Here is a 19826-nt window from a genome sequence, read left to right on the forward strand (position 1 = left end):
CGTTTCATCACCCTTAGCTACTTAAGTTCCTGGAGATAACCATGTACTTCGCCGTCCTGACCAACCTCGCCCAAGTTCAGAGCTCCACCGCCCTTGCCGTCGGCATCATGATCGGCCTGGCCGCGCTGGGCGCTGGCCTCGGTCTGGCCATCATGGCTGGTAAGTTCCTGGAGTCGGCCGCTCGCCAGCCGGAACTGATCCCGGTCCTGCAGGTCCGCATGTTCATCACCGCCGGCCTGATCGATGCCGCGTTCATCATCTCGGTCGCCGTTGGCCTGCTGCTGGCCTTCGCCAACCCGCTGGCTGCTGCCCTGCTGGCCGAAGCCGCCAAGCTGGCAGGCTGATCCAGCTGCAGTGAGACGGTCGGGTGCCTGTTGGCACCCGACTTCGGATGAAGGTTCGGTTGCGCCGCCACGGCGGCGTAACCACCCCCGACACCAGCGATCGAGCTAATCATGAATATCAATCTCACCCTCTTTGCACAGGCCCTGGCCTTTGCTTTGCTGATCTGGATCATCGCGACCAAGATCTGGCCGCCGTTGTTGAAGGCCATTGAAGAGCGCCAGCAGAAGATCGCTGAGGGCTTGGCCGCTGCCGACCGCAGCCAGAAAGATCTGGCCCAGGCGGAAGTCAAGGTCAACGAGGCACTGAAAGAAGCCCGTGGCAAGGCCAACGAGATCATCGACCAGGCTCACGCCCGTGCGAACCAGATCGTTGAAGCTGCCAAGAACGAAGCCATCGCCGAAGCCAACCGCCAGAAAGACCTGGCCCAGGCTGAAATCGACGCTGCCGCAAACCGTGCCCGTGAAGATCTGCGCAAGCAGGTATCCGCTCTGGCCGTGACCGGCGCCGAAAAGCTGCTCAAGCGCGAAATCGATGCCAACGCCCACAAGGCGCTGCTCGACGAGCTGGCTGCGGAGATCTGATCGATGAGCCAGGCCCTCACGCTTGCCCGCCCGTACGCCCGCGCCGCGTTTGCGATTGCGCGTGACGAAGGCAAGTTCGCGCCGTGGTCGGACGCGCTTGCGTTCTCCGCCCGCGTTGCCGCCGATCCGCGCGTGTCGGCCTTGCTGTCGAATCCGCAGCTGAGCCGCGGCGATGCCGTTGCCCTGCTGAGCCCGGAAGCGACCAGCGAGACCTACGGTCGCTTCCTGAACCTGCTGGCCGATGCCCGTCGCCTGCAGCAGCTGCCGGAAATCTCCGGCCTGTACGAGCAGCTGCGCGCCGAAGCCGAACACGTGGTCAAGGCCACCGTGACCTCGGCGGCCGAACTGTCGGGCGATGAGCTGGAAAAGATCAAGGCTGCGCTGCGCAAGCGTTTCGGCTGCGACGTCGAGGTATCGACCGCGGTGGACGCTTCGCTGATCGGCGGCGCCGTGATCGATGCCGGCGACGTGGTTATCGATGGCTCGCTCAAGGGCAAGCTGTCGCGCCTGCAGACCGCGCTCGCACACTGAATTCACATTACCGTCCGGCCACAAGCCGGCACTAGGACTTGACGATGGCTACCACGCTCAACCCCTCTGAAATCAGCGAACTGATCAAGACCCGCATCGAGAAGGTCGCCCTGTCCGCGGAATCGCGCAACGAAGGCACCGTGACTGGCGTGTCCGACGGTATCGTGCGCATCTTCGGTCTGGCCGACGTGATGCAGGGCGAAATGATCGAACTGCCGAACAACACTTACGCCCTGGCACTGAACCTGGAGCGCGACTCGGTCGGCGCCGTGGTCCTGGGCGACTACCAGAACCTGCGCGAAGGCGACGTGGCCAAGACCACCGGCCGCATCCTGGAAGTGCCGGTTGGTCCGGAAATGCTCGGCCGCGTTGTCAACGCGCTGGGTGAGCCGATCGACGGCAAGGGCCCGCTGGGCACCTCGCTGACCGCGCCGGTCGAGCGCGTTGCGCCGGGCGTGATCTGGCGTAAGTCGGTCGACCAGCCGGTGCAGACCGGTTACAAGTCGGTCGATGCGATGATCCCGATCGGCCGTGGCCAGCGCGAGCTGATCATCGGTGACCGCCAGACCGGCAAGACGGCAATGGCGATCGATGCGGTGATCAACCAGAAGGGCACCGGCATCAAGTGCGTGTACGTAGCGATCGGCCAGAAGGCTTCGACCGTTGCCAACATCGTGCGCAAGCTGGAAGAAAACGGCGCCCTGGCCCACACCGTGGTCGTGGCCGCTACCGCTTCCGAATCGGCTGCGATGCAGTACATCAGCGCCTACTCCGGCTGCACCATGGGTGAGTACTTCATGGACCGCGGCCAGGACGCCCTGATCGTGTACGACGATCTGTCCAAGCAGGCTGTTGCCTACCGCCAGATCTCGCTGCTGCTGAAGCGCCCGCCGGGCCGCGAAGCCTACCCGGGTGACGTGTTCTACCTGCACTCCCGCCTGCTCGAGCGCGCAGCTCGCGTGTCGGAAGAGTACGTGGAGAAGTTCACCAACGGCGAAGTGACCGGCAAGACCGGCTCGCTGACCGCACTGCCGATCATCGAAACCCAGGCCGGCGACGTGTCCGCCTTCGTTCCGACCAACGTGATCTCGATCACCGACGGCCAGATCTTCCTGGAAACCGACCTGTTCAACGCTGGTATCCGTCCGGCCGTCAACGCCGGTATCTCGGTGTCGCGCGTCGGTGGTGCAGCCCAGACCAAGATCATCAAGAAGCTGTCCGGCGGCATCCGTATCTCGCTGGCCCAGTACCGTGAGCTGGCTGCGTTCGCGCAGTTCGCCTCGGACCTGGACGAAGCTACCCGCAAGCAGCTGGAGCGCGGTCAGCGCGTCACCGAGCTGATGAAGCAGAAGCAGTACGCGCCGATGTCCATCGCCGACCAGGCACTGTCGATCTACGCCGTCAACGAGGGCTTCCTCGACGACGTGCCGGTCAACAAGCTGCTGTCGTTCGAAGCTGGCCTGCACGCGCACTTCGCCAACACCGCAGGTGAGTTGACCTCCAAGATCAACAGCACCGGCGCCTGGAACGACGAGATCGAAGCTGCCTTCAAGAAGGGCATCGCCGATTTCAAGAGCACCGGTACCTGGTAATACCAGTCCTGTAGTGCCGGGCCCTGCCCGGCACGACTGAAAGCAGCGGAGCCTGGCTCCGCTGTACGGCAAACGCGGGGTTCGACCTCGCGCCACGGGAATAAGAGATGGCAAGCGGACGCGAAATCAAAACCAAGATCAAGAGCGTGCAGAACACCCGCAAGGTGACGCGCGCGCTCGAAATGGTCTCGGCCTCCAAGATCCGCAAGGCGCAGGATCGGATGAAGACCTCGCGTCCGTACGCGCAGGCGATGAAGCAGGTGATCGGTCACCTGGCCCAGGCCAGCACCGATTTCCAGCATCCGTTCCTGGTTGAGCGTGAGCAGGTCAAGCGCGTGGGTTACATCGTGATCTCTTCCGATCGCGGTCTGGCCGGCGGCCTGAACAACAACCTGTTCCGCAAGACGGTCGCTGAAATGCGCGACTGGCAGGACAAGGGCGCCGAGATCGACGTGGTGACCGTTGGCCAGAAGGCCGGCGCGTTCTTCCGCCGCGTCAACGTCAACATGGCCGCCTCGGTGGCCAACATCGGCGACCAGCCCAAGCTGGAAACGCTGATCGGCGTGATCAAGGTCATGCTCGATGCCTTCACCGAAGGCAAGGTTGACCGCGTGTACCTGGTCTACAACCGCTTCATCAACACGATGACGCAGAAGGCCAGCTTCGATCAGCTGCTGCCGTTGCCGGCCGCTGAAAAGCAGGTGGCCTCGCACGACTGGGATTACCTGTACGAGCCCGACGCAGCAACCGTGCTTGAGCACGTGATCACCCGCTACATCGAATCGTTGGTGTATCAGGCGGTGCTGGAGAATGTTGCCTCCGAGCACGCAGCTCGCATGGTGGCGATGAAGGCGGCAAGCGACAACGCGAACAAGATGATCGGAACCCTGCAGCTGGTCTACAACAAGGCCCGCCAGGCAGCGATCACCCAGGAAATCTCCGAAATCGTCAGCGGCGCGGCAGCGGTCTAACGCGCGCAGTCAACAGCACACATTTAGAGGATGCAGCAATGAGTCAGGGCAAGATCGTTCAGATCATCGGCGCGGTCGTCGACGTCGAATTCCCGCGCAGCGACGTGCCGAAGGTGTACGACGCGCTGAAGGTCGACAACACCGAAATCACGCTGGAAGTCCAGCAGCAGCTGGGTGACGGTATCGTCCGCGCGATTGCGCTGGGCTCGACCGACGGCCTGAAGCGTGGCCTGGTTGCCACCAACACCAACCGCGCCATCTCGGTGCCGGTCGGCGCTGGCACCCTGGGCCGCATCATGGACGTGCTGGGTCGCCCGATCGACGAAGCCGGCCCGGTGCAGGCTTCGGACAGCTGGGAAATCCACCGCGCTGCACCGTCGTACGAAGACCAGTCTTCCTCGACCGAGCTGCTGGAAACCGGCATCAAGGTGATCGACCTGATGTGCCCGTTCGCCAAGGGCGGCAAGGTCGGCCTGTTCGGCGGCGCCGGCGTCGGCAAGACCGTCAACATGATGGAACTGATCAACAACATCGCCAAGGCGCACAGCGGCCTGTCCGTGTTCGCCGGCGTGGGTGAGCGTACCCGTGAGGGCAACGACTTCTACCACGAGATGAAGGACTCCAACGTCCTGGACAAGGTGGCGATGGTGTACGGCCAGATGAATGAGCCGCCGGGCAACCGTCTGCGCGTTGCACTGACCGGCCTGACCATGGCGGAGTACTTCCGTGATGAGAAGGACGCCAGCGGCAAGGGCAAGGACGTGCTGCTGTTCGTCGACAACATCTACCGCTACACCCTGGCCGGTACCGAAGTGTCGGCACTGCTGGGCCGTATGCCGTCGGCCGTGGGTTACCAGCCGACCCTGGCTGAGGAAATGGGCGTCCTGCAGGAGCGCATCACCTCGACCAAGTCCGGCTCGATCACCTCGATCCAGGCCGTCTACGTGCCCGCCGATGACTTGACCGATCCGTCGCCGGCCACCACGTTCGCCCACTTGGATTCGACCGTGACCCTGTCGCGTTCGATCGCCTCGCTGGGTATCTACCCGGCCGTGGATCCGCTGGATTCGACCTCGCGCCAGATGGACCCGCAGGTCATCGGCACCGAGCATTACGACACCGCACAGCGCGTCCAGCAGACCTTGCAGAAGTACAAGGAACTGAAGGACATCATTGCCATCCTGGGTATGGACGAACTGTCCCAGGAAGACAAGGAGTCGGTGTCGCGCGCCCGTAAGATCGAACGCTTCTTCAGCCAGCCGTTCCACGTGGCCGAAGTGTTCACCGGTTCGCCGGGCAAGTACGTGCCGCTGAAGGACACCATCCGTGGCTTCAAGGCCATCGTCGATGGTGAGTACGACCACCTGCCGGAGCAGGCGTTCTACATGGTCGGCAGCATCGAAGAAGCGGTCGAGAAGGCCAAGAAGATGGCCGAAAAGGCCTAATTCCCACGTGGCGGAGTTCGCTCCGCCCACGCGGCATCCTGCGGTGGGCGCAGGCCCACCCAACCAGGCGAAGAGAGTTCCATGAGCACCATCCGTTGCGACATCGTCAGTGCCGAGCAGCAGATCTTCAGCGGCGAAGCGACCCTGGTCGTGGCCACCGGTGAGCTGGGCGAGCTGGGCATCGCGCCCAAGCACGCACCGCTGATCACCCGTCTGAAGCCGGGTAAGGTCGTGGTCACCACCGCTGCAGGGGAACACCTGGATTTCGCCATCTCCGGCGGCATCCTGGAAGTGCAGCCGCAGGTTGTGACCGTACTGGCCGACACCGCCATCCGCGCCAGCGACATCGATGAAGCATCGGTGCGCAAGGCCAAGGAAGAAGCAGAGCGCGTGCTGGCCCACCGTGGCGAAGCCATGGAGCTGGCCGAGGCACAGCAGAAGCTGGCCGAAGTCACTGCCCAGCTGCAAGCGCTGGAGCGTCTGCGCCGCAACCTCAAGCACTGAGGTCTGCAGCAACACGCACGAAAAACGCCGGCCAACAGCCGGCTTTTTTTTTTGCGCCTTCGGTAGTGCCGAGCCATGCTCGGCAGGGGCTTTCCCGGTGAAACCCATGCCGAGCATGGCTCGGCACTACATGTGCCGCGCTTGTGGGAGAAGGGTTGAACTTGCTGCTGGGCGCAGTGATGGCGTTGGGGCTTTGTCGGTAAAGCTCCTGCCGAGCATGGCTCGGCACTACCGCGTCCTTCTCAGCGGTAGACCACGTGCCGCAGCAGCAGGAAGCTCACTCCGGCCAGGCCGGCCTCGACCAGCGGTTTGGCCAGCCATGCGTACTGCAGCCCCAGGGAATGGGCCACCCAGTCGATCAGCCAGGTGCTGATCACGGTCATCAGCAGCCATAGCGCCAGGAAGCGGGCGAAGCGCTTCCAGCCATGGCGCTGCTCACCCTGTGCAGCGAAGGTGTAACGCCCGTTGAGCCAGAAACCGAGCAGTGCGCCGCTCACGCGTCCAAGCAGGTTGCCTGGTGTCACCGGCAGACCCAGTGCAGTGGCCAATACGAACACTCCCCAGTCCAATGCAAGCTGCAATAGGCCAATGAAGATGTATTGACTGCCTTGGCGGAACAGACTCATGGTTGCGCGAGATTGAGTGAGGGTCTGCAATGCTAACCCCTTGCGCTTAGAATCCAGAGACTCTCGAAGGAAGTTGTAGGCATGACCCAGCCGCTGCACGTCATCATCCTCGCTGCCGGTGCCGGCAAGCGCATGAAATCCCTGCTGCCCAAGGTGCTGCAGCCGATCGCCGGGCGGCCGATGTTGGCCCACGTGATCGAGACGGCGCGGCAGCTGCAGCCGGCGGGTATCCACGTGGTCTATGGGCACGGTGGTGAAGCCGTGCGTGCCGCCTTCGCAGATCAAACGGATCTGCTGTGGGCCGAGCAGAGCCAGCAGCTGGGTACTGGCCATGCCGTGCAGCAGGCCATGCCGCAGGTGCCGGATACCGCGCAGGTGCTGGTGCTGTATGGCGACGTGCCATTGATGCGTGCATCTACCTTGAGCGCCTTGTTGAAGGACGGCCCGCGCCTGGCGGTATTGGTGGCCGAGCTGGATGACCCCAATGGCTACGGCCGCATCGTCCGTGATGCCGAGGGCAGGGTTGCGGCCATCGTCGAGCAGAAAGATGCCAGCGATGAACAGAAGCGCATCCGCACCGTGAACACCGGCATCATCACCGCCGAATCGACGGCATTGCGACGCTGGCTGTCCGGTCTGTCCAACCGCAACGCGCAGGGCGAGTACTACCTGACCGATATCTTCGCCTCCGCAGCTGATGAGTACGCTGCGGCCGAACTGGTGGCGGTAGCTGATGCGCAGGAAGCCGAAGGTGCGAATGACCCGTGGCAGCTGTCGCAGCTGGAACGGGCGTGGCAGCTGCGTGCGGCCAAGGCGCTGTGCGAGCAGGGCGCGCGTCTGCTGGATCCATCGCGGTTCGATCAGCGCGGCTCGGTCACGGTCGGCCGCGACGTACAGATCGATGCCAACGTGATTCTGGAAGGCGAGGTTGAGCTGGGCGATGGCGTCAGCATCGGCGCCTTCGTGCGGCTGAAGGACGTCAAGCTCGCTGCCGGCACCGAAGTGCGACCGCATTGCGATCTTGAAGGTGTGGTCAGCGAAGGCGCGGCACAGATCGGGCCGTTTGCGCGGCTGCGTCCGGGCACTGTGTTGGCTGATGGCGTGCACGTGGGCAACTTCGTGGAGACCAAGAAGGCCACGCTGGGCAAGGGCAGCAAGGCCAACCACCTGACCTATCTGGGGGATGTGGTTATCGGCAGCGGCACCAACATCGGTGCTGGCACCATCACCTGCAACTACGACGGCGTGAACAAATTCCAGACCACGATAGGCGACAAGGTTTTCGTCGGTTCCAATAGTTCGCTGGTAGCGCCGCTGACCATCGAGGATGGCGCCACGATTGGTGCCGGCTCGGTGATCACCCGCGATGCGCCGGAAGGCAAGCTGACGGTGGCGCGCACGCGCCAGCAGACGATTGAAGGTTGGGTGCGTCCTGTCAAAAAGTCCTGAGCCACGGCTGGCACAGCGCGAGGAACTCGCGCTGCTGCCGCGGATTGAAGCACGCGCCGCTGAGCGCCTGCACGGACATCCGGCTGCGCGGATATTTGCAGCCAGCCTGACCGACCGGCAGTTGTTTGAGCAGGCGTGGCAGCAAGGAATGCTGTGGGTGATTGCCAGCGGGCACGAACTGGCGGGTTACCTGATGGCCGGTGTTCTTGGGGCTGATTTCCATATCCAGCAGATGGACGTTGCGCCGGAACATGGGCGCAAAGGTTTGGGCCGGGCCTTGCTGCGGCATGCGTTGGAGCAGGGCAGGGCACGTGGACATCAGCGTGCGGTGCTGAGCACCCTGAGCGATGTTGCGTGGAATGCTCCCTTCTATGCCAGCGAGGGTTTCCGCGAGTGGCCTGCGCAGGATTGGAGCGCGGAAATGCGCGAGGTGATGGCGGCCGAGACAGCGGCGGGTTTCCCGATGGAGCTGCGTTTGGCTATGCAGCGAGCGCTGGAATAGGCGCAGGGGCGTAGTGCCGAGCCATGCTCGGCAGGGCGTTCCCGATGGCGCCGCCGCGCTGTAGGAGCGGCGCAAGCCGCGAAGCCAGGAGATTTCCAGATCACCCGGTATTGCGGTCGCGGATATGGCGCCAGCTTCGCGGCTTACGCCGCTCCTACAACTGCATTTGTTAGTCGTGCGGCAGCAGTATCGCCACGCATAGGCCGCCGTCCTTGCGGTTCTGCAGCGAGATGCGGCCGCCGTGTGCTTCGATGATCTCGCGGGTCAAGGCCAGGCCCAGGCCGGTGCCGTTGCGCTTGGTCGAATAGAACGGCATCAAAGCGTTCTGCAGCACGGCTTCGTTCATGCCGCTGCCGCGATCCAGTACTTCGATGCGCAGCCAGTTCGGCAGCCGCGCGATACGTACTTCCACCGATTCATCTGCCGCGCCGTTGTCGGCGCCGGCTTCGTGGGCGTTCTTCAGCAGGTTCAACATTGCCTGCGAGAACTGCGATTGATCCAGGCGGCTGTATTGCTCATCCACCAACGGTGCCATGCGGAAGCTGATCTGCTGCTGCAGTCCCTGCAGGAACTGGCTCCAGGCAACGGTCTGCAACTGCGGCTGCGGTAGTTTGGCAAAGCGCGCATAGCCACGGATGAATCCTTCCAGGTGGCGCGCGCGTTCCTCGACGGTGCCGAAGATGTCCTCGAGCCGCTCATGGCGACCACGCCGCACCAGCTCCGCACCGGAATGCGCCAGCGAGGCAATCGGTGCCAGCGAGTTGTTCAGCTCATGGCTGATCACCCGGATCACCTTCTTCCAGGTCTGCACTTCCTGACGGCGCAGCTCGGCGGTCAGTAGGCGCAGCAACAGCAGTTCGTGCGGACGCCCATTCAAATGGAAGGCGCGCCGCGACAGGTGATAGATCTGCTCGTCATCATCGTCGTCTTCGGCCGCATCCGGGTCACGCACCGCAAACAGGCTGTCGCCGCCGCGGGCGATGGCGTTGCGCAGTTCGATCGGCATGTTTTCCAACAGCTCATGCATGCGCTGGCCTTCCAGCTTCCAACCACCATGCAGCAGCTTGCGCGCGGCGGTGTTGGAGAAGGTCACGCGTTGCACACCATCGCCGCCGTCGGTGAGCAGCAGCATCGCCACCGGCGTGTTCTGCACCATGGTGTCCAGCAGAAGTTCGCGCTGCACCAGTGATTGCCGCTGTTCGCGCAGCACATCGCCCAGCTCGGCATGGGCCTGCACCAGCTGTGCGAACTCATCGTTGCCGCGCCAGTGCACGCCAAAGTTGAACTCGCCATCGCGATAGCTGCTGGTGGTGCCCGCCAGCGCCCGCAGCAGCGAGCGGATCGGTGCGGTGGCGCGCCGCAACGCCCACCACATCAGCGCAAGCAGGACGACCGTGGACACACCCGCCACCACCCAGCCACGGTCCATCCAATACGCCAGGAACCACGGCAAGGCCGCTGCCAGGGCCAGCACCGGCAGCAGCCGCAGAAACAGGGTGAAGGTGAAGGAGCGCGTTTTCACTTGGATGTACTCACTCGCGCGGGATGCCGTGGCGATCCATGCGCCGGTACAGTGCCTGCCGGCTCAGCCCCAGCTCGGCGGCTGCCTGGGCGATGACGCCGCCGGCCCGTTCCAGTGCAGTGACGATGTGCGCGCGATCGGGTTCATCCGCGGGCGCGGTGGAACGCGCCGGTGCACGTGGCAGGTTCAGGTCGGCAACTTCGATGCGCGGGCCTTGTGCGAGCAGGGCGGCGCGTTGGATCACGTTGCGCAGTTCGCGCACATTGCCTGGCCAGTTGTGGCGTTGCAGGGCCTGCAGGGCGGGCGCGGACAGCGGCTTGCCGTCGGCGAGGAAGTACTGTGCCAGCGGCAGGATGTCCTCGCGGCGCTCGGCCAGCGCCGGCAGGCTCAGTTCGACGGTGTTGAGCCGGTAATACAGATCTTCGCGGAAGCTGCCGGCGCGGATCATCGCCGGCAGGTCGGCATTGGTGGCGCTGACCACGCGCACTTTCACCTGTCGCTCGCGATTGGAGCCCAGCCGTTCAAAGCGACCGGTTTCCAGCACCCGCAGCAGTTTCATCTGCCCGGTCAGCGACAGGTTGCCTATTTCATCAAGGAACAAGGTGCCGCCGTCGGCTGCCTCGAACTTGCCTTCGCGTGCCTTGTTGGCGCCGGTATAGGCGCCGGCCTCGGTGCCGAACAGTTCGGCTTCGATCAGCTCGGACGGAATGGCACCGCAGTTGAGTGCGACGAACGGCCCTTTGCTGTGCGCCGAGTTGGCCTGGATGATTTCGGCGATCTTCTCCTTGCCGGCGCCGTTCGGGCCGGTGATCAGTACCGGCAATTCCGAGCGCGCGACCTGGCAGGCCAGGGCGATGATGCGCTCGCTGGAAGGGTCGGCGAACACCAGCCCGCGCAGATCGTAGCGATCATGCAGCGCTTTTTGCTGGCGCTGCTCGCGGGCGCGGCGGCGGGCCAGCTCGCGGCGCGCTTCGGCCAGTTCCAACAGGTTGTTGACGGTGGTCAGCAGGCGGCCGTCATCCCAGGGCTTGGCCAGGTAGTCGGCGGCACCGGCCTTGACCAGCTCCACGGCACTGTCCAGGTGCGTCCAGGCGGTTAGCAGGATCACCGGCAGGTCAGGGTGGGCCTGGCGGATGCGCCGGAACAGATCCTGGCCTTCTTCGCCGGAGGTGGTGTCGGCAGTGAAGTTCATGTCCTGCAGGACCAGATCAAACTCGTGCTCGGCCAGCATCGCCAGCCCTTGCTCCGGCGAACTGGCGTGGCGGGTGTCGATGTCGTGCAGGGAAAACAGCACGTCCAGTGCAGTGGCCACGGCAGCGTTGTCGTCGATGATCAGGATCTGTGGCATGAGTTGTCGCAGAGGAAGATGAAGGGGCGGCGGCAGTGTGCTGCAGTCAGCACCTTACACGCTGCGCGTCGCGCTGGCAGGCGGCAGCTGCGCGGCACGCCGCGCAGGCGCGGCCACCGCCAGCTGGCCGAGCAGCAGCATCAGGCCACCGGCGACCAGCAGGTAGGCCCACGGCAGCCGCGGAAGTTCGTAATGCTGCATCAGCCATTGGTTGATCACCAGTGCCAGCAGCAGTCCTATCGCCAGGCCGGCGGTGGTCAGTAGCAGGTTTTCCGCGAGGAAGTGGCGCATCACCTGCATGCGGGTTGCGCCCAGTGCGCGGCGGATGCCGATCTGGCGGGTGCGCTGCTGTATCCAGTAGCCGCTGAGGCTGGCGATGCCGATCAAGGTGATGGTCGCCACCACCAGGTTCACCGTAAGCAGCAACCACACGGCGGCACGGCGGTTGCGCAGGCCGTTGCTGCGCAGCTGCTCGTAGCTGGATACGACCGGGTTGAAGCTCTTGGCCATCTGCCCGGCGTAGGTGGTCTGCAATACGGCAGGCACGGCCTTGATCACCGCCTCGCGCTGAGCGGCATCGGCGCGCACCACGAAACTGAGCAGGGGCAGGCCGGCGGGACGTTGTGGCAGCAGAATGGCGTACTCGGCCTTGCCATCGTCCAGCTCGCTGAGTTGGTAACGCAGTAGGTGCGCCACTACACCGACCACCACGTAGTGGCTGTCGCCGTCGCCGGAAGTCAACGCCTGGCCGACCGGGTTGCCCTCGAACAGCGTCCTGCCCAGCGCTTCGGTGATGATGATGGGCGTGGTGGTGGCGTTGCCGCCATCGCCCAGCTGCAGGTCGCGGTACTCGTTGTCGAGGAAGTCGCGGCCGCGGCTGAGCTGTAGGCCGAGGGTGTCGATCAGCCGGTTGCCGATGAAGCCGCTGGCTTGCACGGTGGGGCCAGCGGCTGATTTGAGGTCGTAGACCATGGTCAAGGTCTCGCGCATGGGCGCTCCGACCACGGCGGTTGCGCGTTGTACGCCGGGGATGCGCGCCAGTGCATCGGCACCGGTGCTGCCTTGTACCGCCGTCCAGTTGCCATCCGGGCGCACCACCTGGTCGATGATGATGACTTCCTGGTCGGCGATGCCATCGTCGATCAACAGCGGCCCGGCCTGCTGGGCAAGCAGGAACAGGGTATTGCACAGGATCGCGCAGGCCACGGTGATCTGCAGCACGATCAACCATGGCATCAGTGGCTGGCGACGCATCGAGGAGAGCAGCGGATTCATGCGGTAGCCTTGTTCAAAGGGTTTTGACCTGCAGTGCCGGTTCCTGGCGTGCGGCGCGTATCGCCGGCAACAGCCCAACCACTACGCCGGTCGCCAGTGCCATCAGCAGCAAGCCGATGAACAGGCCTGGGCTCAGCCGTGCCAGCGATGAGTAGGCCTCGCCTTGTTGGCGCATCAGCCACAGGCCGGTCAGCGTCAACGGCAGCGCCAATAATCCCCCCAGCAGACCAGCCAGGGTGGATTCGACCAGACAGGTGGCGATGATTGCGCGGCGTGGCGCGCCCAGTACACGGCGCACGCCGTGCTCGCCGGCGCGGCGCAGGAAGCGCGCTGCCAGCAGCCCGGCGACGTTGACCAGGCACAACACCAGCAGGCCCACCGCCAGCCACAGATTCAATCGCACGCTGTCCGGTACCACGCGGTTGAAGTGTAACCACTGCGCCATCGATTGCAGGCGGGTGCTGGGTGCACGCGCGAAGATGCCGGAGGAATGGCGCTCGGCAGCAAAGCCTTGCAGGCTTTGCGCGTAGCTGTCGCGTTGCTCATCGTCCTTCAGCTCGGCCCACAGCACCAGCCAGCGGCACTGCTGGGTATCGATCTGATCGAAGCGGAAGCCGCCAAAGCCATTGTCATCGCAGATGCGGGTGCTGGTGATCTCGGCACCGGACCCCAGTACTGCTTCGGCCGGAGCGAACACCTCGTCACCATCGCCTTCCCAGCCCGCGTTATTGGAGGGCAGGAAGTGCGGGCGCGGCCGAGGTGCCCAGCGCTCGCTGATGCCGATGACGCGGAAGTTGTGTTTTCCCAGCCGAATCTCCGCGCCGGTACCGTCTTCGCGCCCCAGCAGGTGTTGGCTGAGCGCGCGGCTGATCACCACCACGGGGGTTCGCGCTGCTTCTTCCTCTGCGGTCCAGAAGCGCCCATGCCGCAATGGCACGCTGAACACAGGCAGCATCGGCCCGATAGCCAACGTTGCCGAGACGTTCTTGTTGAGCGTGCCGTCGGTGCTGCTGACGGTGAGCGGGGAACTCAGTAATGCCACCTGCTGAATATCCGGACGCAGCTGACGCATCGCCTGCACGTCGGCCAGTTTCCATAGCGGCGGCACTGGCGAGCCATCGCCGTAGCTATCGCTCTCGCCGCTTTTGGGGGCCTGGCGTGAATCCGCCCAGGCCAGGTGCAGGTTCTGGCTGATGCCGGGCAGGGGATCGGCGGCCAGCACCGACAGCAGGGTCAGCATGGTCATCACCGAGGCCAGGCCCAAGGCGAGGGTGAGGACTACCAGGGCCATCGTCCGTGGGTGGCGGATGCAACCACGCAGGCCGGTTTCCAATGTGTAGTTCATGCAGCAGGCTCGGTTGCCGCGCGGTGCGCGTAACTCAGTACGCGGGTGGCCTGCCATTGGCCATCGCGCAGGCGCCAGACGATGACGAAGTCGGCCAGTCCATCGCAGTGCTCACCCTTGAGGTCGCAGAAACGGTGCTGGCCACGGGCAATCGCACCAAAATCCTTGATCGGGAATACCTCCAGCGTGCCCGGCAGCAGCTGCCGGGTGTAATTGCCACAGGCATTCTTGCGGGTATTGGCCAGCATCGTCTCACGCGTCCAGGTGACACCACCGCTGTCGTGATAGAACTCCACCGCCGGGTCGAAGTAGCTGGCGTGCTTTTCAAACTGGGCCGGATCGCTGCAATGGTTGAAGCTGTCGAACATGCCGTGGTCGAGCGCGGCAATGGTGTCGTGCAGGCTGCCGCTGGCAGTATCGGCAGCCTGTGCCAACGGACTGATGGAGAGGGTAAGCGCGAACAGTGTTGCCAGCGTTTTCATTTGCGTGGAGTCCTGATGGGTGCGAACAGCGGGATCAAAGGCTACGGGTGGCTACCGCCGGCGGAATGCTGGCCGCGCGACGGGCAGGGCCGAGCACGGCCAATTGGCCCAGCAGCCACAACACGATCGCGCTTGCTGGCAGGTAATAAAGCGGCAGCCGTGGCAGCTCATAGCGGTTCATGAGCAGCATGTTCAGCGCATAGGCGAGCAGCAGGCCGAGCACGATGCCGGCGCTGCTCAACAGGAAGTTCTCCAGCTGGAAGTAGCGCAGGATGTGGCGGCGGGTTGCGCCCAGGGCGCGGCGTATGCCGATCTGACGGGTGCGCTGCTGGACCCAGAAACTGGCCTGGCCGATGATGCCGAAGGCGGTTACCGCCAGTAGTGCGGCGCAGACGCTGACCAGCAGCCAGATCACCGCACGGTCACGTTGATGGAAGTCGCTGCGCATCTGTTCCAGCGTATCCTGCTGCTCGATGATCCGGTTGGGGTCTTGCTGGTTGAGTGCGGTGGTGGCCGCCTTGAGCACGCTCTGGCGTTGTTCGGGTGTGGTGCGCAGCGCATAGGCGCCATTGGAGACGCGGATGGGAAAGATCACCGAATCGTAGCGATTGGCAAAGGTGCCGCCTTCACCAGGCGCCATCAGATCCTTGACCACGCCGACGACGGTGGACGGCGGCTGCTCCTCGCCCCAGATGTAGACGCGTTTGCCGATGGGGCTGTCACCGGGGAACAAGCGCTGCGCCAGTGTTTTGCCGAGCAGGATGGATGGCACGGTGGGGCCGATCTTGTTGGGGTCGAAGGCGCTGTTCTCGATGTACTCATCGGGCAGGAAGCTGCGTCCTTCCACCACTTGCAGGCCATAGGTCTGCAGCAGATGGCCGTCATCCATGTAGATCGAGGCGTGCGCGGTTGGGCGGGTCTGGCCAGCCTGCAGGCGGATGTCCGAACCCCAGACATTGCCGCCGTATGGAATCTGATTGACGCTGCTGGCCGCCTTTACCCCCGGCAGCACAGTCAGCGCCTGCACATCCTGCTGGCGCAGCGCATCGGAGTTGACGTCCGGCAGCAGGCTGCTGGTGGCCAGGTAGACCAGTTCGTCGTCGACAACCCCGCTTTGGGTGCGCAGTTCGTTGACGCGGTTGCTGATGATGAACACCGCATTGCAGATGATGGCGCAGCTCAGCGCGATCTCCAGCACCAGCAACAGGCTGGCGGTCTTGTGTCGCATCAGTTGGTTGAAGATGGGTAGCAGATCCATGGTCAAGACCGTGAGCAGCAGAGGGGAATGCAAAGACGCGATCAGGTGGGCGGCCAGGCTATTGGCTCTTCAGTTGCAGGGCTGGCGGTACCTGCATGGCCCGCCACGCGGGCAACAGGCCGGCGACCACGCTGACCGCCACGGCCAGCACAAAGGTCAACCACAGCGTGGTGATGTCCATGTGTGCCAGCTTGGCGTACTCATCGGGTTGCTGGCGGATCAGCCACAGGCCGAACGCAGCGAAGCCCAGCCCCAGTCCGCCACCGACCAGACCGATGACCCCGGCTTCGGTCAGGCATTGCTTGAATATGTCCAGCCGCGAGGCACCCAGGGAGCGGCGCACGCCTATTTCGCCACTGCGGCGCAGAAACTTGGCCAGCAGCAGGCTGACCGTATTGATCATGCATACCAGCAGGAAGCCGAAGGCCAGCCACATCTGCAGGCGCACGTCGTTGGGCACGATGCGGTTGAAGTCCAGCCAACCCATGACATCGTGCAGCCGCACATTGGTCGGGCGCTCGAAGCGGCCGTTGGCGCGCTGGGTGTCCGAGTAATCGGCCAGGTACTTCAGGTAGTCGCGTGCTTTTTCAGGCGAGTCCAACTCCACCCAATACTGCAGCCATGCACAGGGGGCGGTGAGCCCATAGTTGCCTTCGTCACCACTGCCGGCACCCCAGCATTGCACGTTGCCCTGGGTATCCAGCTTCAACGCGCGGGAGGTGGAGAAGGGCAGCAGCACCTGTTCGTCACCGCCGTAGCGTTGACTGGTCAGGTCATAGAAACGCGGCGTTGGCGCGAAGTCGCCAAGCAAGCCGATGATGCGGAATGTGCCTTGTGGCAGATGCAGCTCCTTGCCGATCGGTTCGGCGCTGCCAAACAGCCGGCCGGCCAGCTTGCGGTCGATGACTGCAACCAGGGCGCGTGCTTCGTCATCGGCCGCATGCCAGGCGTTGCCGGCGGCCAGTGGTACGTCGAACATCGGGAAGAAGTCGGCCGAGGTGTAGCGTGCCCTGATCCGGAATGGCTGCGCGGCATTGCCGGCAGGCATCACCGTCACCGAGCCGGCGCTCATCGCCGCCTGCCGATCGCCGTGCTTCTGCCGCAGCAGTTCTTCGGCATCGTAGCGGCTCATCTGCAGCAGGGGATCCTTGTCCAGGGTGGCATCCTTGCCAAGACTGCGTGGCTCCAGCTGCGGATAGAACAGGCGTGCGCTCTTGCCGGGGATGGGGTCGCCGGACAGCACGAAGTACAGCCCCAGCGTGGTCATCGTCGCACCGATGCCCACGGCAATGGTGAGCACCATCAAGGTGGTCAATACCTTGTTGCGGGCAAAGCTGCGCAACGCCAGTTGCAGGTAGTAGCCAAACATTCCATCTCCTCCTTGAGGCGCCGGATCAGGTGCTGCGCGTTGCTACCGCCGGCGGGATCGAGGCGGCCTTGCGGGCCGGGCCGAACACCGCGATCTGGCCGAGCAGCCACAGCAGTACCGCGCCTACCGGCAGGTACATCAGCGGCAGCCGCGGCAGCTCGTAGCGTCCCATCAGCCACTGGTTGAGCATGTAAGCCAGCAACATGCCGACCACGATGCCGATGCCGGCCAGCAGGAAGTTCTCGGTCTGGAAGTAGCGCAGGATCTGTGCGCGGGTAGCACCCAGGGCGCGACGGATGCCGATCTGCTTGGTGCGCTGCTGCACCCAGAAGCTGGCCAGGCCGATGATGCCCAGTGCGGTCACCAGCAACAGCAGGCCGCTGACGATCAACAGCAGGCCGATCATGTCGCGGTCATCGGCGAAGTACTTGGCGCGCTTCTCATCGACGGTCTGCTTGCTCCACACCAGACGATTCGGGTCGTTCTTGTCCAGCGTTGCCAGTGCCTGTTTCAGCACTTCATCGCGGCGTGCCGGGTCGGTTACGCGGATGACGAAACGGCCGCCATTGGCGTAGTTCATGCGGACAGGGAACAGTAGCGAGTACGTGCGATTGTTATTCTGATTGTTTGGCCGCAGCAGGGTCTGCACCACACCAACGACAGTGACCGGAATGTTGGCCATGTACAGGGTCTTGCCGACCGCAGCGCCGTCCGGGAACAGTTGCTTAGCCATCGGCTCGCTGAGGATCACCGACAAACGGACAGATTCGAGATTCTGTTCTTTCTCGAGTTTGTCGTTGCTCATGTACTCGTCGGCATTGAAGTCACGCCCAGCGATCAACTTCAAGCCCAGGGTCTTGAGGGTGTTCTCGCCGATTGTGTACTGGGCGCCATTGACCGACTGTGCTTCGGGTTCCGGGCTGGCAGCCAACGAGGTGTTCCAGGAGCCGCCCTGGAACGGCAGCTGGTTGATGATGGCGACGTTCTCCACGCCGGGGATGGCGCGCAGGGTAGCGATGTCCTCAGCCGTGCGGGCGTCACCGTCCACCTGCTTGCCAATGCCGCTGAGGCCGATTTCGATCAGCTTGTTTTCGTCGATGCCGCTGGTCTGCTGCATGTTGTCGATGCGCTGGGAAACGATGAACAGCGCGTTGCAGATGATGGCGCAGCTCAGCGCGATCTCCAGCACGATCAGTGCGGCGGCGGTCTTGTGCCGCGACAGCGTGGAGAGGATGGGGCGGATTTCCATGAGGTTTCTCCGGGGAAGCGTGGAGCTGGGAATAGGGTTTGGTTGGGAGAGGCGAGGGCGACTGCCAAAGCACCCCTCCCCAGCCCTCCCCTGCGCTTTGCGCAAGGGAGGGGGTAATCGCGTTACTGGCTCTTGAGCTGCAGTGCCGGGGCGACCTGCATGGCGCGCCAGGCGGGCAGGATGCCGGCGAGCATGCTGGCGAACACCGCCAGGGCGAAGGTGATCAACAGCATCGAGCCGTCCAGGTGCGCAAGCGATGCGTATTCGGCCGGGCGCTGGCGCACTGCCCACAATCCGAACAGGGCAAACACCAAGCCAAGCAGACCACCGGCCAGACCAATCGTGCCGGCCTCGATCAGGCACTGCTTGAAGATTTCCGCACGGCTGGCACCCAAGGCGCGGCGCACACCGATCTCACCGCTGCGGCGCAGGAACTTGGCCAGCAGCAGGCCGACGGTATTGACCAGGCACACCAGCAGGAAGCCGAAGGCCAGCCACATCTGCAGGCGCACGTCGCCCGGCACCGCGTTGCGGTATTCCATCAGGTCCATGACATCGCGCACGCGGGTATTGGCCGGACGCTCGAAACGACCGGCAGCACGCTGGTTCTCGGAGTAGTTGTCCAGGTAGCCCTTGAAGTTTTTGGCATCGCCCGGCGAATTCAACTCCACCCAGTACTGGACCCAGGCGCAGGGCACGTTCAAGGCCATTGCGTCGTTGACGATCTCGCGGCCGAAGCAGTTCATGCTGCCGTTGCGGTCCAGCTTGAGTTCCAACGAGGTGCTGAACGGCAGGAACACGTCTTCTTCGGAATCGAACTTGCCCGAGTACAGGTCGTAGAACTTTGGTGCTGGCTTCCATGCTTTGAGCACGCCGACAATGCGCATTGCATGGCCTTCCACCAGTACTTCCTTGCCGACGCTGTTTGCTCCCTTGAACAATTTGTCATTCAGGGTCTTGCTGATCACCGCTACGCGGCTGCGGCCCTGGTCTTCATCGCTGCTCCAGCCCTGGCCGAACGCAAACGGCGTATCGAACATCGGGAAGAAGTCAGCCGAGGTGTAGCGCATGCTGATGCTGAAGGGCTTGAGTGCATCCACCCGCGGATCGACGATGCCACCGCCGCCGGTCATCAATGCCTGGCGCGGCGCTTTCTTCTGGCTCAGCAGGGTTTCCGCATCGAAGCGGGTCAGCTGCATCTCCGGCTCTTCGCCGGGCTTGTAGCCTTCGCGCATGCCCGGGTCCAGCTGCACATAGAACAGGCGGTCACTCTTTTGCGGAATCGGGTCGCCGGACAGCACCTTGAACACCGTCAAGGTGGTCATCGCCGCACCGATGCCGAGCGCGATGGCCAGCACCATCAGGGCGGTCAGGATCTTGTTGCGGCCGAAGCTGCGCAGCGCAAGTTTGAAGTAGTAACTGAACATGGACG

20 protein-coding genes are annotated in these 19826 nt (G+C 63.8%); 9 read left to right on the plus strand and 11 right to left on the minus strand.

The genetic code is table 11. The features are described from left to right. The first annotated feature begins 41 nt into the window (after positions 1-41). The 7 genes from atpE (at position 42) to ABB27_RS03660 (ending at position 5969) form a co-directional block, all read left to right on the plus strand. Positions 42-344 (plus strand): F0F1 ATP synthase subunit C, encoded by a 303-nt coding sequence (gene atpE / locus ABB27_RS03630; protein ID WP_054661978.1) that lies wholly within the window; start codon positions 42-44, stop codon positions 342-344. A 111-nt stretch (positions 345-455) separates the two neighbouring features. Further along, complete coding sequence (locus ABB27_RS03635; protein WP_057626863.1) at positions 456-926, plus strand: F0F1 ATP synthase subunit B; 471 nt, start codon at positions 456-458, stop codon at positions 924-926. Positions 927-929: 3 nt separating this feature from the next. Next, a complete protein-coding gene (locus ABB27_RS03640) occupies positions 930-1457 on the plus strand; it encodes a F0F1 ATP synthase subunit delta (RefSeq protein ID WP_057626864.1) in 528 nt (175 codons plus the stop codon). Positions 1458-1501: 44 nt separating this feature from the next. Then, a complete protein-coding gene (gene atpA / locus ABB27_RS03645) occupies positions 1502-3049 on the plus strand; it encodes a F0F1 ATP synthase subunit alpha (protein WP_057626865.1) in 1548 nt (515 codons plus the stop codon). 107 nt (positions 3050-3156) lie between these two features. Continuing rightward, a complete protein-coding gene (gene atpG / locus ABB27_RS03650) occupies positions 3157-4020 on the plus strand; it encodes a F0F1 ATP synthase subunit gamma (protein ID WP_057626866.1) in 864 nt (287 codons plus the stop codon). 38 nt (positions 4021-4058) lie between these two features. Then, positions 4059-5465 (plus strand): F0F1 ATP synthase subunit beta, encoded by a 1407-nt coding sequence (gene atpD / locus ABB27_RS03655; RefSeq protein ID WP_057626867.1) that lies wholly within the window; start codon positions 4059-4061, stop codon positions 5463-5465. A gap of 81 nt (positions 5466-5546) precedes the next feature. After that, positions 5547-5969, plus strand: a complete 423-nt coding sequence (locus tag ABB27_RS03660; protein WP_057626868.1) for a F0F1 ATP synthase subunit epsilon — start codon at positions 5547-5549, stop codon at positions 5967-5969. A 242-nt stretch (positions 5970-6211) separates the two neighbouring features. On the opposite strand, the gene ABB27_RS03665 is transcribed toward ABB27_RS03660, so the two are convergent. Beyond that, positions 6212-6595 (minus strand): GtrA family protein, encoded by a 384-nt coding sequence (locus ABB27_RS03665; protein ID WP_057626869.1) that lies wholly within the window; start codon positions 6593-6595, stop codon positions 6212-6214. 81 nt (positions 6596-6676) lie between these two features. On the opposite strand from ABB27_RS03665, the gene glmU reads away from it, so the two are divergent. Beyond that, on the plus strand, positions 6677-8044 hold the full coding sequence (gene glmU, locus ABB27_RS03670) for a bifunctional UDP-N-acetylglucosamine diphosphorylase/glucosamine-1-phosphate N-acetyltransferase GlmU (RefSeq protein WP_057626870.1): 1368 nt from the start codon (positions 6677-6679) through the stop codon (positions 8042-8044). On the opposite strand, the gene ABB27_RS20275 is transcribed toward glmU, so the two are convergent. After that, the gene (locus tag ABB27_RS20275; RefSeq protein WP_244479128.1) at positions 8031-8189 is read right to left on the minus strand and encodes a hypothetical protein; all 159 of its coding nucleotides are present in this window, start codon (positions 8187-8189) and stop codon (positions 8031-8033) included. The genes glmU and ABB27_RS20275 overlap by 14 nt on opposite strands. Before the next feature lie 3 nt (positions 8190-8192). Between ABB27_RS20275 and ABB27_RS03675 the strand changes: the two genes are divergently transcribed. Beyond that, on the plus strand, positions 8193-8546 hold the full coding sequence (locus ABB27_RS03675) for a GNAT family N-acetyltransferase (protein ID WP_338061714.1): 354 nt from the start codon (positions 8193-8195) through the stop codon (positions 8544-8546). Between the two features lie 169 nt (positions 8547-8715). Here ABB27_RS03675 and ABB27_RS03680 read toward each other — a convergent pair whose 3' ends face one another. The 9 genes from ABB27_RS03680 to ABB27_RS03720 form a co-directional block, all read right to left on the minus strand. Next, the gene (locus tag ABB27_RS03680; RefSeq protein ID WP_057626871.1) at positions 8716-10068 is read right to left on the minus strand and encodes a sensor histidine kinase; all 1353 of its coding nucleotides are present in this window, start codon (positions 10066-10068) and stop codon (positions 8716-8718) included. Positions 10069-10078: 10 nt separating this feature from the next. Next, a complete protein-coding gene (locus ABB27_RS03685) occupies positions 10079-11416 on the minus strand; it encodes a sigma-54-dependent transcriptional regulator (RefSeq protein ID WP_057626872.1) in 1338 nt (445 codons plus the stop codon). 54 nt (positions 11417-11470) lie between these two features. Then, a complete protein-coding gene (locus ABB27_RS03690) occupies positions 11471-12691 on the minus strand; it encodes an ABC transporter permease (RefSeq protein ID WP_057626873.1) in 1221 nt (406 codons plus the stop codon). Positions 12692-12704: 13 nt separating this feature from the next. Continuing rightward, entirely contained in the window at positions 12705-14036 is a 1332-nt protein-coding gene (locus ABB27_RS03695; protein ID WP_057626874.1) for an ABC transporter permease, read from the minus strand. Further along, positions 14033-14518, minus strand: a complete 486-nt coding sequence (locus ABB27_RS03700) for a nuclear transport factor 2 family protein (RefSeq protein WP_057626875.1) — start codon at positions 14516-14518, stop codon at positions 14033-14035. Before ABB27_RS03700 ends, ABB27_RS03695 begins: the two co-directional genes overlap by 4 nt. 34 nt (positions 14519-14552) lie before the next feature. Continuing rightward, a complete protein-coding gene (locus ABB27_RS03705; protein ID WP_057626876.1) occupies positions 14553-15776 on the minus strand; it encodes an ABC transporter permease in 1224 nt (407 codons plus the stop codon). Between the two features lie 58 nt (positions 15777-15834). Beyond that, complete coding sequence (locus ABB27_RS03710) at positions 15835-17145, minus strand: ABC transporter permease (protein ID WP_057626877.1); 1311 nt, start codon at positions 17143-17145, stop codon at positions 15835-15837. A 25-nt stretch (positions 17146-17170) separates the two neighbouring features. Beyond that, complete coding sequence (locus ABB27_RS03715; protein ID WP_057626878.1) at positions 17171-18394, minus strand: ABC transporter permease; 1224 nt, start codon at positions 18392-18394, stop codon at positions 17171-17173. Between the two features lie 122 nt (positions 18395-18516). Continuing rightward, positions 18517-19821 (minus strand): ABC transporter permease, encoded by a 1305-nt coding sequence (locus tag ABB27_RS03720; protein ID WP_057626879.1) that lies wholly within the window; start codon positions 19819-19821, stop codon positions 18517-18519. Positions 19822-19826: the final 5 nt, after the last annotated feature.

Source organism: Stenotrophomonas terrae (genome assembly GCF_001431465.1).
GTDB lineage: Bacteria > Pseudomonadota > Gammaproteobacteria > Xanthomonadales > Xanthomonadaceae > Stenotrophomonas > Stenotrophomonas terrae.

Bases quoted from the DNA above. Each gene is read 5' to 3' on its own strand.
- atpE (WP_054661978.1), top strand. From the start codon at position 42: ATGTACTTCGCCGTCCTGACCAACCTCGCCCAAGTTCAGAGCTCCACC.
- ABB27_RS03635 (WP_057626863.1), top strand. From the start codon at position 456: ATGAATATCAATCTCACCCTCTTTGCACAGGCCCTGGCCTTTGCTTTG.
- ABB27_RS03640 (WP_057626864.1), top strand. From the start codon at position 930: ATGAGCCAGGCCCTCACGCTTGCCCGCCCGTACGCCCGCGCCGCGTTT.
- atpA (WP_057626865.1), top strand. From the start codon at position 1,502: ATGGCTACCACGCTCAACCCCTCTGAAATCAGCGAACTGATCAAGACC.
- atpG (WP_057626866.1), top strand. From the start codon at position 3,157: ATGGCAAGCGGACGCGAAATCAAAACCAAGATCAAGAGCGTGCAGAAC.
- atpD (WP_057626867.1), top strand. From the start codon at position 4,059: ATGAGTCAGGGCAAGATCGTTCAGATCATCGGCGCGGTCGTCGACGTC.
- ABB27_RS03660 (WP_057626868.1), top strand. From the start codon at position 5,547: ATGAGCACCATCCGTTGCGACATCGTCAGTGCCGAGCAGCAGATCTTC.
- ABB27_RS03665 (WP_057626869.1), bottom strand. From the start codon at position 6,595: ATGAGTCTGTTCCGCCAAGGCAGTCAATACATCTTCATTGGCCTATTG.
- glmU (WP_057626870.1), top strand. From the start codon at position 6,677: ATGACCCAGCCGCTGCACGTCATCATCCTCGCTGCCGGTGCCGGCAAG.
- ABB27_RS03675 (WP_338061714.1), top strand. From the start codon at position 8,193: ATGCTGTGGGTGATTGCCAGCGGGCACGAACTGGCGGGTTACCTGATG.
- ABB27_RS03685 (WP_057626872.1), bottom strand. From the start codon at position 11,416: ATGCCACAGATCCTGATCATCGACGACAACGCTGCCGTGGCCACTGCA.
- ABB27_RS03690 (WP_057626873.1), bottom strand. From the start codon at position 12,691: ATGAATCCGCTGCTCTCCTCGATGCGTCGCCAGCCACTGATGCCATGG.
- ABB27_RS03695 (WP_057626874.1), bottom strand. From the start codon at position 14,036: ATGAACTACACATTGGAAACCGGCCTGCGTGGTTGCATCCGCCACCCA.
- ABB27_RS03700 (WP_057626875.1), bottom strand. From the start codon at position 14,518: ATGAAAACGCTGGCAACACTGTTCGCGCTTACCCTCTCCATCAGTCCG.
- ABB27_RS03705 (WP_057626876.1), bottom strand. From the start codon at position 15,776: ATGGATCTGCTACCCATCTTCAACCAACTGATGCGACACAAGACCGCC.
- ABB27_RS03710 (WP_057626877.1), bottom strand. From the start codon at position 17,145: ATGTTTGGCTACTACCTGCAACTGGCGTTGCGCAGCTTTGCCCGCAAC.
- ABB27_RS03715 (WP_057626878.1), bottom strand. From the start codon at position 18,394: ATGGAAATCCGCCCCATCCTCTCCACGCTGTCGCGGCACAAGACCGCC.
- ABB27_RS03720 (WP_057626879.1), bottom strand. From the start codon at position 19,821: ATGTTCAGTTACTACTTCAAACTTGCGCTGCGCAGCTTCGGCCGCAAC.